General features: G+C 49.5%; 10 protein-coding genes. All 10 read left to right on the top strand.

The features are described from left to right. Nucleotides 1-122 precede the first annotated feature (122 nt). The 10 genes from murD (at nt 123) to ftsZ (ending at nt 12,686) form a co-directional block, all read left to right on the top strand. A complete protein-coding gene (murD, locus tag CGC65_RS11735; RefSeq protein ID WP_002567062.1) occupies nt 123-1,481 on the top strand; it encodes a UDP-N-acetylmuramoyl-L-alanine--D-glutamate ligase in 1,359 nt (452 codons plus the stop codon). 13 nt (nt 1,482-1,494) lie between these two features. After that, nucleotides 1,495-2,724 carry an FtsW/RodA/SpoVE family cell cycle protein gene (locus tag CGC65_RS11740; protein WP_039896845.1) on the top strand — a complete coding sequence of 410 codons (1,230 nt, stop codon included), beginning with the start codon at nt 1,495-1,497 and terminating at the stop codon, nt 2,722-2,724. Nucleotides 2,725-2,817: 93 nt separating this feature from the next. After that, nucleotides 2,818-4,092, top strand: a complete 1,275-nt coding sequence (gene murA, locus CGC65_RS11745) for a UDP-N-acetylglucosamine 1-carboxyvinyltransferase (protein WP_002567064.1) — start codon at nt 2,818-2,820, stop codon at nt 4,090-4,092. 74 nt (nt 4,093-4,166) lie between these two features. Further along, a complete protein-coding gene (locus tag CGC65_RS11750) occupies nt 4,167-4,898 on the top strand; it encodes a cell division protein FtsQ/DivIB (protein WP_002567065.1) in 732 nt (243 codons plus the stop codon). Nucleotides 4,899-5,099: 201 nt separating this feature from the next. Further along, nucleotides 5,100-5,957 carry a MurR/RpiR family transcriptional regulator gene (locus CGC65_RS11755; protein ID WP_002567066.1) on the top strand — a complete coding sequence of 286 codons (858 nt, stop codon included), beginning with the start codon at nt 5,100-5,102 and terminating at the stop codon, nt 5,955-5,957. Nucleotides 5,958-6,050: 93 nt separating this feature from the next. Beyond that, nucleotides 6,051-7,577, top strand: a complete 1,527-nt coding sequence (locus tag CGC65_RS11760) for an FGGY-family carbohydrate kinase (protein ID WP_002567067.1) — start codon at nt 6,051-6,053, stop codon at nt 7,575-7,577. Nucleotides 7,578-7,715: 138 nt separating this feature from the next. Continuing rightward, the gene (locus tag CGC65_RS11765; RefSeq protein ID WP_002567068.1) at nt 7,716-9,068 is read left to right on the top strand and encodes a GntP family permease; all 1,353 of its coding nucleotides are present in this window, start codon (nt 7,716-7,718) and stop codon (nt 9,066-9,068) included. Between the two features lie 38 nt (nt 9,069-9,106). After that, the gene (locus tag CGC65_RS11770) at nt 9,107-9,949 is read left to right on the top strand and encodes a class I fructose-bisphosphate aldolase (RefSeq protein ID WP_002567069.1); all 843 of its coding nucleotides are present in this window, start codon (nt 9,107-9,109) and stop codon (nt 9,947-9,949) included. A 15-nt stretch (nt 9,950-9,964) separates the two neighbouring features. Then, nucleotides 9,965-10,921 carry a D-2-hydroxyacid dehydrogenase gene (locus tag CGC65_RS11775; protein WP_002567070.1) on the top strand — a complete coding sequence of 319 codons (957 nt, stop codon included), beginning with the start codon at nt 9,965-9,967 and terminating at the stop codon, nt 10,919-10,921. Between the two features lie 451 nt (nt 10,922-11,372). After that, nucleotides 11,373-12,686, top strand: coding sequence for a cell division protein FtsZ (ftsZ, locus tag CGC65_RS11780; protein WP_002567071.1), 1,314 nt, complete (start codon nt 11,373-11,375; stop codon nt 12,684-12,686). Nucleotides 12,687-12,703: the final 17 nt, after the last annotated feature.

Raw genomic sequence — 12,703 nt, forward strand, 5'->3', positions numbered from 1 at the left:
GTGCTCATAACGAACCGCTGCACTAAGCTCGAAAAGACCTCGCTAAGTGCAGCGGAATGTATCGCACGTAAGAGACCAAAATACGGTCTCTAAATGCTCATAACGAGGAGGTTAGTTGACAAATGAACCAAAGTCAGAGAGTTTTAGTGGCTGGAACGGGAATCAGCGGTATTGCTGCTGCAAAGCTGGTTCTGGAACGGGGCGGAGATGTGGTGCTTTATGACGGCAATGCCGCCTTAAAGGAAGAAGATATCAAAGAGAAATTTGACAGGGATGCAAAGGTGACCGTGGTGCTGGGGGAAATCAAGCGTTCCGACCTGCTGGGAGTGGAGCTGTGCATTATCAGTCCCGGTATACCCCTTGACAGTCCTTTTGTGGCCGTTGTGGATGATGCCAAGATTCCTATTTTGGGAGAGATTGAGCTGGCCTACCAGTGCGGCCTGGGGAAGCTGGCCGCCATCACGGGAACCAATGGAAAGACTACTACCACAGCCCTCACAGGGGAGATATTAAAGGCCCGCTATGAGGAGACGTTTGTGGTGGGAAATATTGGGGATCCCTATACCTCCAAGGTTCTGGAGATGACTGAGGATTCCGTGACCGTTGCAGAGGTATCCAGCTTCCAGCTGGAGACCATCATGGATTTCAGGCCCAATGTCAGCGCTATTTTAAACATAACCCCGGACCATCTGAACCGCCACGGTACCATGGAAAACTATATCCGCATCAAGGAGTGCGTTACCCTGAACCAGACAAAGGAGGATGCGGTGGTGCTCAACTACGACGATCCTGTCCTCAGGGAGTTTGGCCAGAATCCGGAGCTTAAGCCCAGGGTTATCTGGTTCTCCAGCAGGGAAATGTTAAAGGACGGTTTCTGCATGGACGGGGATAACATCGTGTACTGCCAGAACGGCCGTCAGACCGTTGTGGTCAATGTTCATGACATGCAGCTTCTGGGTCGGCATAATTATGAGAACGCCATGGCGGCAGCAGCCATTGCCCTGGAGATGGGAGTTCCCATGTCTGATATTACAAGGGTCATTGAGGGGTTCCATCCGGTGGAGCACAGAATCGAGTTCGTAAGGGAACGCACCGGAGTCAGATATTATAACGATTCCAAGGGTACTAATCCGGATGCAGCCATCCAGGCTCTCAGAGCCATGCCGGGCCCCACCCTTCTCATTGCGGGCGGCTATGATAAAAACAGCGAATACGATGAGTGGGTATCCGAGTTTGAGGGCAAGGTGAGATATCTGGTGCTCATAGGACAGACCAGGGATAAGATTGCGGAGTGCGCAAAGAAGCATGGTTTTACTGAAATCATGTACGCAGAAGATATGCAGGAGGCAGTGCAGGTATGCGCCGTATATGCGGACATCGGAGATTATGTGCTGTTAAGCCCCGCCTGTGCCAGCTGGGGTATGTTTAAAAATTATGAAGAGCGGGGACGCGTCTTTAAGGAGTGCGTCATGGCTTTGTAGGAGGTAAATGCGTATGGCGGGAAAGGTGCAGACGGCAGCCGGACCCTCCGGCCAGATGAGACGTCCGGCCGGGAGCGGGGAGCGTATGGAGCAGCAGATGCCAAAGAAAAAGAAGAAGGCCAAGCGTTTTTATGATTACAGCCTTTTGTTCTGCATCATTTTCCTGACAGCTTTCGGGCTGGTAATGATTTACAGCGCCAGCTCCTATTCAGCGCAGCTGAGCAAGGCATATAACGGAAACGGTGCATATTTTATGCAGAGGCAGGCGGGAATCGCGGCAGTGGGACTGGTGGCCATGCTCATCATTTCCAAGATAGATTATCACATATTTACCCGGTTCTCCGTGTTTGCCTATCTCATGTCATACATACTTATGATTGCGGTGAGCCTGGTTGGCCGCGAGGTCAACGGCAAGAAGCGCTGGCTGGGAGTGGGGCCTTTGAGCTTCCAGCCCACGGAGTTCGTCAAGATAGCCCTGATTGTGCTTCTGGCCGCGGTGATAACCACCATGGGCATGAAAATTAATAAATGGAAAAATATGGGATATGTTGTGGCCCTGACCCTTCCCATAGCGGGATTGGTGGCCATGAACAACTTAAGCTCCGGCATCATTGTCTGCGGAATCGCGTTTGTCATGCTGTTCGTGTCATGTAAGGTGAAGTGGCCCTTTTTCTCCATCGGGGCCCTGGGACTTACCACCCTGGCCTTTGCCGGGCCCATAGGCAAGTTCCTGACAACGGTGGGACTGCTCCAGCCTTATCAGTACCGGCGAATCGAGGCATGGCTGAATCCGGAGTCCGACCCTACGGACAAGGGATTCCAGGTTCTCCAGGGACTCTACGCCATTGGTTCCGGCGGACTGGTGGGCCAGGGGCTGGGAGAGAGCATACAGAAGCTGGGCTTTTTGCCCGAGTCCCAGAACGATATGATATTTGCTATAATATGTGAGGAGCTGGGGCTGTTTGGGGCCGTGTCCATTATCCTCATATTTCTGTTCATGATATACAGGTTCATGATTATAGCCAATAATGCCCCTGATTTGTTCGGGGCCCTGCTGGTGGTGGGCGTCATGGGACACATTGCCATTCAGGTTATCCTGAACATAGCGGTTGTGACCAATACCATTCCTAACACGGGAATCACCCTTCCCTTTATCAGTTACGGGGGAACGTCGGTGCTGTTCCTCTTGATGGAAATGGGAATCGTCCTAAGCGTGTCCAATCAGATAAAACTTGAAAAGTAACAGCAGGAATACCGCACAAGCGGGCACGTCCCGGCATATGCTTTAAGTAGAAGGTGTTTTCTACGGAAGGCATAGATACCAGGAGGTGCCCCATTGTCTGTCATTCAGGTTTGTGGTCTTACTCCCTTAAAGGGAGAGATATCCATACAAGGTTCTAAAAACGCCGTACTGCCCATGATGGCTGCGGCTTTACTTCACAGAGGGGTTACGGTGCTGACCAATGTCCCGGTCATACGGGACGTGGCCTGTATGCTGGACATACTGGAAAGCCTGGGCTGCCGGTGCTGCCACAAGGGGGACTGTCTTGTGATGGATGCCCGCAGCGTCACAGGGACATCCATCCCTGAGGAGTATGTCACGGCCATGCGTTCCTCCATCGTGGTGTTAAGCGCCCTGCTGGGCCGCATGGGAGAGGGCAGCTGCTGTTATCCGGGCGGATGTCTCATAGGAGCCAGGCCCATTGACCTGCACCTGATGGCGCTGAGGGCCCTGGGAGCCGATATCAGGGAACGGGATGGGACCATAGAGGCCAGCTGCAGGAAGAACGGCGGACTTAAGGGCACGGAAATCCATCTGTCCTATCCAAGCGTGGGGGCAACGGAACAGGCCATACTGGCATCTGTCCTGGCAGACGGGGTGACCATCATCCACCAGGCTGCCAGGGAACCGGAAATCAGCCAGATGTGCCGCTTCCTTAATAATATGGGGGCTGTTATCTGCGGCATGGGAACCGACCATCTGATGGTACAGGGAGTGGCCGGGCTTCATGACAGCAGCTTCCGGGTGGAGGGAGACCGGATAGTGGCCGGTACCTACGGGGCTGCCGTTGTGGCGGCTGGAGGAGAGGCCCTTTTGCGTGGCATTTGCCCGTCTGACCTTAAGGTGCCTTTGGAGGAATTCCAAAAGGCCGGCGCGGCGGTGGATGCCGATGAAAAAAACCGCCAGATTCGGATATGCATGGGAAAACGTCCCCTTCCCCTTCTTATTAAAACAGAGCCGTATCCCGGTTTTCCCACGGATTTGCAGTCGCCCTTCATGGCATTTCTGGCCACTGCCCAGGGAACCAGTTATATCGAGGAACAGGTATTCGAGGGAAGATTTGCAACGGCAAAGATCCTGGAGCAGATGGGTGCCGTCATACGCACGGAGGACCAGAGAGCTGTGATTGAGGGGCATTATCCCCTGAAGGGAGCTGCTGTCAATGCCTGCGACTTAAGAGGCGGGGCAGCCCTGATGGTGGCGGCCCTGGCCGCGGAGGGGGATACATTCATCGGGGAATGCCATCACATTGAGCGGGGGTACGAGGACATATGCAGGGACATGGCAGCTTTGGGCGCCCATATCCGCTGGGTGGGGAAGGACTCCTGACGGCCGGAAAAAGTTCCCGCAGACGGGAGCGGATTTATGGCAGGGAAGAATGATTTTACCAGGTGAGGTACAGTATGAGAAATTATGGCAGTAAACATCATATAGGGGCAGGTATTGCCGTGGCAGTGGTACTGCTGCTGGCAATCCTGCTTTTGTCTGTACAGATTCAGCATGTGACGGTGACGGGAAGTGACAGGTATTCCGCCAAACAGGTGGAAGAGCTTCTGTTCACCGGCAGATGGGGGAAGAATTCAGCCCACGCTTATTTTTCGGACAAGTTCCGTCCCCACATCCAGATTCCCTTTGTGGAGGATTATAAAGTGGTTTTCCACAATCCGCTTGACGTAGAAGTGATTATATATGAGAAGAGCATTGTGGGATATGTGTCCTACATGAGCAGCTTCATGTATTTTGACAAGGACGGCATTGTGGTGGAGAGTTCGGGAAGCCAGCTGCCCGGCGTCCCGTGGATTACAGGCATGGAATTCGGCAGAATCGTGCTGCACCGCCCCCTTCCCGTGGATGATAAGAACATTTTTGAGGAGATACTGAACCTGACACAGCAGCTGTCAGTCTATGATATTGCCGTGGACCGCATCCAGTATGATTCCCACGGACAGGCTACCCTGTTCATCGGAAAGATGGAGGTTACCATGGGAGATCACACGGATATTGACGGAAAGATTTCCACGCTCAACGATATTCTTAAGGCCCAGCCCCAGCTTACGGAAATTAGCGGGACCATGAAGCTGGACAACTATTCGGAGTCCAACAGCGGGGCCGGGATTACATTTAAAAAGAAGTAATAAAGAAGTGATTTGCTTCGGTTCAATCCGCTTATAAAAAAGCATTATTCATAATCTGAATAGTGCTTTTTTCTGTAAGGTACAAAATATAAGAGGTTCAAGGGGGTGCAGGGGGTGAAAATAAAATAAAAATTCAAAAAATAATATAATATATTGAAATTATATTTCAAATACGATATAATAATATCCAGGAGGTAGAAAATGGACAATCCAAATACGAGTTATCAGCTGAGAGTGCAATCAATATTGCCTTCCATCAACAAAAAGAATGAAATGAAGATTTATGAATTCATAGAGATAAACAGGAAGGAAATCATACATATGTCTGTGGCGGATGCGGCGGAGGCTTGCGGGGTCAGTGAGGCAGCCATAGTCAGATATGCACAGAAATTAGGGTACAAGGGATACCAGGCCATGAAAATCAGCATTGCCCAGGACGTAATTGAGCCGGGACAGCAGATTTACGGCCAATTGTCAAAGGGAGATACCATTCCTACGATTGTGGATAAGATATTTGATTCAAATATCCAGTCATTAAGGGATACAAGCGACGTGCTCAGCAGGGAGAATATAGATGAGGCGGTTAATCTGATATTGGGATGCAGGCGCCTTTTGTTTTTTGGAGTGGGCGGTTCCGGCTGTGTTGCCATGGACGGGCAGCATAAGTTTTTAAAGATTGGTTATATGGCCATGGCATTTACGGACAGTAATCTGCAGGCCATGGCTGCGTCTGTACTTACATCCCGGGACGTCTTGGTGGCTGTTTCCCATTCCGGGGCATCCAAGGACATTCTCATGGCCATGGACATTGCAAAACAATCCGGGGCAAAGACAATCGCTATTACCAATTATGGGAAGTCGCCCATTGTGGAAAAGGCGGATGTTGTTCTGTATACATCTTCCAATGAGACTGCCTTTAACAGCGATGCATTGTCATCCAGAATAGCGGAGCTGACAATCATTGATATGCTGTATATAGGAGTATCTTATAAGAGATACGATGAATCATATGCCAATATACTTAAGACGAGGAAGGCATTGGATTCCACTAAAATATAAAGGAGGTGAATAAAAAAGGAACATGAAGTCAACGTATGGAGAGAGGTGATAAGACAACCAAAGTTAAATATCTGAGATTAAGGAGGATAGTGTATGTTTTGTGGAATTGATTTGGGGACTTCCAGTGTAAAGGCCTCTGTTTTTGACGAACATGGGAGACAGCTGGCCTTTTCCAGAAGAGAGATTGATCTGGTACTTCCACAGACAGGGTTGGCGGAGTTGGATCCAGAGAATTATCTGGTAAAGGTATACGAGACATTACGGGATGTGTCGGCACAATGCCATGGGAATATTGCATCAATCGCGGTTTCATCCCAGGCACAGGCAGTGGTACCCATAGACCGTATGGGGAACCCTCTGTATAACATCATCGTTACAATGGATAACAGAACGCTGCGGCAATACAGATTCTGGAAGGAACACCATGATGAGTGGGAGATATACAAGCGCACCGGCAATGGATTTGCTTCCATTTATACGGTAAACAAGATCATGTGGTTTATTGAAAACAGGCCGGATATCTATGAAAAGGCATGGAAATTCTGCTGCGTCCAGGATTATGTGGTATTTAAGCTGACAGGAGAAGGCCCGTTTATAGACTATTCCATGGCCGGAAGGACCATGATGCTGTCCTCAGAGCGTCCGGAGTGGGACAGCGGTGTATTAGATATTGCGGGCATATCAAAGGAAAAATTGTCGGAACCAGTCAGCTCCACTGCCACTATAGGAAGGGTGAGGGAGGACATAAGAGCCGGATTTGGCCTGAGCCGGACCTGCCAGGTGGTCCTGGGAGGACACGATCAGGCCTGCGGCGCAGTTGGAAGCGGCGTGATTACGCCGGGCATGGTGATGGATGCCTGCGGCACCGTGGACGCAATGGTTTCGGTTCTGCCTGGCTTTATCATAGACAGGGCCATGCTGGATAACAAACTGCCCTGCTACAGGCATGTGGACGGAACCAATTATATTACCATGGCAATCAATACAAACGGGGGATTATTTTTGAAATGGTACAAGAATACCTTCTGTCATGAGGAATCACAGTTATGCGGTGAACAGAACTGTGATATTTATACATATATTATTAAAGAGTGCGCCAACACTCCGGCAGACATATATGTATTACCTCATTTGGAAGGCGCGGGTACACCGGTAAATGATCCGCTATCTCTTGGAGCCGTAATCGGCTTAAGAGTCACTCATACAAAAAAAGATATAACCCGTGCTGTTTTAGATTCCCTGGGCTATGAGATGAAATTAAACCTCTCAGCCATTGAACAGAGCACAGGACAGTCAATCGAAGAGATACGCATGATTGGCGGCGGTGCCAAGTCGCCTAAATGGTTACAGATAAAGGCAGATATATTCAACCGCAGCATCACTGTGTTAGAAACCCAGGAGGCAGCATCCCTGGGAGCAGCCATAACAGGCGCTGTAGGGACCGGTTATTTTGAAGATTTCGGACAAGCCATCCAACATATGGTCCATCCGAAAGAAACATATATCCCCAATCCTGCAATGGTAAAGGAGTATGAAACAAGATTTGAGGAATATAAAAGAATATATCCGGGATTAAAGGATATCAGTCACAGGATATCCAGCCGTACATCTATATACTAATTCTGTTTCCTGGATTTGTCAATTCCATTTTTGTATTCCGAATACAGCGCTTAAAATAACTTGAAATGTGAGAATTAAGGTATCAGTTGAAACGGGTGGTACTTCTATTAAAGTACGCCCAAAATAGGAGGTTATCATATGAGTGGGATTACATTAGCTGTGAATTTGGCCATATCAATTGCGATCATATTATTTTTAGTCCTGAAGTTTAAAATCAACCCTGTTATATCTATGATACTGGCCAGTCTGTATATGGGGATATCCTGCAGCCTGGGCTTCATGGACACCATTACATCAATCAACAGCGGATTTGGATCTCTGATGACGGGAATCGGCTTTCCCATAGGATTTGGAATCATGATGGGCCAGATACTGGAGGATTCCGGTGCTGCGGAATCCCTGGCAAAATCCATATTAAAGGCATTCCCCGGTAAGAAGGCGCCCTGGGCTTTGGGGCTTACGGCGTTTCTGTTATCCATCCCCGTCTTTTTTGATGTAACGTTTGTTATTCTGATTCCCCTGGGCATTGCGGTGGCGAAGGAAACGAAACGGCCTTTGGCATATTTTGCAGGGGCAATTGCCATAGGAGGAGTCAGCTCCCAGACATTTGTGCCGCCCACCCCAAATCCCCTGGCGGCTGCCACCATACTTGATTTTGATTTGTCTTATATTATTATTGCAGGAACCATTGTGGGCCTGGCCGCAGCTGTATTCTCCATGTTTGTCTGGTTCAGGATGCTGGACCGCCCGGGATTCTGGGATCCCAATAAGGATGAAACCGGTCTTTTGGATATGGACGCGGCTGTTGTGCACCGGGTGGATCTGCCGTCTCCATGGGCGGCAGTCATACCTATCTGCCTTCCGGTACTGGCGATTCTCATCGGATCCTTCTGGCCAGTGGTAACCGGAAGCGACGCACCGGTGGTTATACAGTTTATTTCCCAGAAAACCATAGCAATCCTTCTGGGCCTGTTGGCTGCCTATATCATATTGCTGAAAAGAATGGGATGGAGCGGACTCAATGAATCAGTGAGTAAGTCCCTGAAGCAGGCAGGCGTGGTGCTGCTGATAACAGGAGCAGGCGGGGCTTTTGGGGCCGTGATACAGGCAACAAATATCGGTGAGGTTCTCATCGCAGGACTGACGGAAGGACAGTCCTCCACAATGCTTATATTATGCCTGACATTTGGAATCGGAGTCTTGTTCAGAGTGGCGCAGGGGTCAGGAACCGTTGCTTCCATAACCGCGATGACCATCATGGCTTCCGTGGCTCCGTCCGCAGGCTGTCATCCGGTATATATTGCCCTGGCGGCCCTGGCCGGAGGCAACTTCATAGGTCATGTCAATGATTCCGGATTCTGGGTGGTGACAAACCTATCAGGGGCCAGTGTCACAGGCGGCTTAAAAACATATACATGGAATACCATAACCCTTGCAGGCATGGCATTTATACTTTCATTGGTGGGAGCAACCGTACTGCCGATGGTATGACATCTTAGTATGATAGAAATTGAGAGGAGTATATAATTATGGCAATGTTAGGAAAAGAGGTAAGGATGAGCCGGCTGGTCAATCCTGAAAGCAAAAAGATGATGGCAATTACTGTTGACCATGCAATTTCGAGAGGCATAGCGCCTATGAAGGGCTTACAGCCCATTCAGGAAACCATTGAAAAAATCGTTATGGGAAGGCCGGATGCCATGACCATGACAAAGGGAATCGCGGAACACTGCATGTGGCCCTTTGCCGGAAAGGTGGCCCTTTTGATGAAGGTATCAAACTATTCCCCGGTATCGCCTACCAGGGACACTATATTCGGGTCAGTGGATGAGGCGGTGCGGATGGGAGCGGATGCGGTTTCCATGGGAGCCATGACCCTGGGGGATTTCCAGGGAGAACAGTTTGCTGCCATCGGTAGATTTTCCGAGGAGTGTATGGCAAAGGGAATGCCGCTTATCGGTCATGTGTATCCCAAGGGAGAATCGGTTCCGGCGGACAAGCAGACCTCCTGGGAGAATATAGCATACTGTGTGAGAAGTGCCTGCGAGCTGGGCATGGATATTGTGAAAACAACGTATACAGGTGACCCGGATTCCATGGCCAGGGTGGTGTCGTGTGTTCCGTCCTCTTTCCGGATTGTGATTCAGGGAGGCGACAAATGCAGGACATTGGATGATTACCTGACCATGACAAGGGAAGCCATGGACTGCGGGGTAGGAGGCGTGACAATGGGAAGATTTGTCTGGGAATATGAAGACGTGACAGCCCTGGTTATTGCCCTGCGGTATATGATTCATAAGGGGTATACGGTAAAGCAGGCAAAGGAATTGCTGGCCCAGCTGGAGCATGATAAGAACTATGAGGATTTTTAAGACAGGGGAGACAGGATGAAGATTGTGGTATTGGATGGTTATACAGAGAATCCGGGAGATTTAAGCTGGGAGGGTCTTGAGGCGCTGGGAACATTGACTGTGTATGACAGGACTCCCGGCGACAAGGTGATAGAGAGGATCGCAGATGCACAGGCCGTATATACCAATAAGACGCCCATCACCGGTGAAACCATTGAGAAGTGCGCCAACATGAAGTTTATCGGAGTGCTGGCAACCGGTTATAATGTGATTGATATTAAGGCGGCCCGTTCTGCAAACGTAGTGGTTTCCAATATACCTTCCTACGGAACGGATGCAGTTGCCCAGTATGCTGTGGCGCTTTTGCTGGAGCTTTGCCATCATATCGGAGAACATTCGGATTGCGTGAAGGCCGGCGGGTGGAGCCGCAGCAGGGACTGGTGCTTTTGGAAGCATCCCCTGGTGGAGCTTGCAGGCAAGACATTTGGGGTCATCGGCTTTGGACGTATCGGTCAGAGGACCGCAAAAATAGCAGAGGCATTAGGAATGAAGATAGTAGCTTATGATGAACGGCCTGTGAAAGAGCTGGAAGGGGAAAATTTCAGATACGTTTCCCTGGATGAGCTTTTATCCATGTCGGATGTCATAAGCCTCCACTGTCCGCTGTTTCCGTCAACAGAAGGCATTATCAATAAAGATACCATTGCCAAAATGAAGGATGGAGTGAAAATCATCAATACCTCCAGAGGTCCCTTGATTGTGGAGCAGGATTTGCGGCAGGCCCTGGACAGCGGAAAGGTTAGCGGGGCAGCTGTGGATGTGGTGTCAGAGGAACCCATCAGAGAGGATAATCCTCTGCTGGGAGCCAAAAACAGTATTATCACTCCCCATATTGCATGGGCTCCCAGGGAGTCCAGACAGCGGCTTATGGATATTGCTGTCTCCAATTTAAAGGCATTTATGGAAGGAAATCCAGTCAATGTGGTGAGTTGAGGATATGCTGAAGGCTTCAGGTTTAAATTCACAGGATAACGTATGTTAAGTTTAAAACAGGGGATGGACGGCTGTCTGTTTAGGAGCTGTCCATCCCCTGTATTTGCTTTTTTACGCATGAAACATATATTGGCAGACAGAGGGCTGCTATTAATTAAGGAAGAAAGTCAAAAAATAGTCCTCCGCCAGTCAGGTTTTTCCTTTTTAGGGCGGTTATCTGCATCTTAGAAAATAGTGGCATGAATCAGGTGTTGTAAAGTAAGCTGGAATTTGGTACAATGTCAATGAGTGTTTCTAAAAATATTAGGAAATGTAAAAAAAGGTGTTGATATTTTTTGTGAAATCAAATATAGTATTAGTTAGACCAGAAATTGATGAGAAATTGACATTGATGATAGAATGAAAGCATGGCTTGAAATGGTAGTAAGGGAATAAAAGGAGGATATGGATCTTGTTAGAGATTAAGATAAATGAGTCAGAGAATGCCGCCAGGATTATAGTCGTAGGTGTGGGCGGCGCAGGAAATAATGCAGTTAACCGCATGATTGACGAAAACATTGCAGGGGTGGAGTTTATTGGCATTAACACTGATAAACAGGCCCTTCAGTTTTGTAAAGCCCCCACTGCCATGCAGATTGGAGAGAAGCTGACCAAGGGACTGGGAGCAGGTGCCAGGCCTGAGGTGGGAGAGAAAGCTGCTGAGGAGAGTTCAGAAGAGATTTCACAGGCCTTAAAGGGTGCTGATATGGTGTTTGTCACCTGCGGCATGGGCGGCGGAACCGGAACCGGAGCAGCTCCAGTGGTAGCCAAGATTGCAAAAGATATGGGGATTCTTACCGTAGGTGTGGTGACCAAGCCCTTCCGTTTCGAGGCCAAGACGCGTATGAGCAATGCCCTGTCAGGTATCGAACAGCTGAAGAACAGTGTCGATACCTTAATTGTGATTCCCAATGACAGGCTTCTTGAGATTGTGGACAGGCGTACCACCATGCCGGATGCACTTAAGAAAGCAGATGAGGTGCTTCAGCAGGCTGTTCAGGGCATTACGGATCTGATTAATGTTCCGGGTCTCATTAACCTGGATTTTGCTGATGTCCAGACCGTCATGATTGACAAGGGCATTGCGCATATCGGTATCGGCAAGGCCAAGGGAGATGATAAGGCCATTGAGGCGGTTAAGCAGGCTGTATCCAGTCCTCTGTTAGAGACTACCATTGAAGGCGCCAGCCATGTCATCATCAATATTTCCGGCGATATCAGCCTGATTGAGGCCAATGAGGCTGCCAGCTATGTTCAGGAACTGGCCGGTGATGAAGCTAACATTATCTTCGGCGCCATGTTTGATGAGAACGCTCAGGATGAGGCTACCATCACTGTTATTGCCACTGGTTTGGACGAGCATGGAGCCAATGCTTCCGTGGCAAAGGCCATGACTGGTTTTACCAGTTTTAAGACAAAGGTACCGGCAGCAGGAGCGCCCGCCGGACAGCAGGCACATGCGGCAGCACCTGAGGCAGCAGCAACAGCGTCTGCACCTTATACCAGCAGACCGGCATCCCAGGGATATTCGACCCACGGCTATAATCCGGCCGGAGGTAGCCAGGGATACACAGCGCCCAAGTATAACCCGAACCAGGGATATTCCGCAGGCGGCAGCCAGAATGCCGGCCAGAATCCTACCCCTGCTCCAAGCCAGCCTTTCAGACCGGCTACCAATAAGGAGATGCAGATTAATATTCCGGATTTCCTGAAGAATAAGAGATAAGTTTCAACCAGATTTGT

Source organism: Enterocloster bolteae, assembly GCF_002234575.2.
Lineage (GTDB): Bacteria > Bacillota > Clostridia > Lachnospirales > Lachnospiraceae > Enterocloster > Enterocloster bolteae.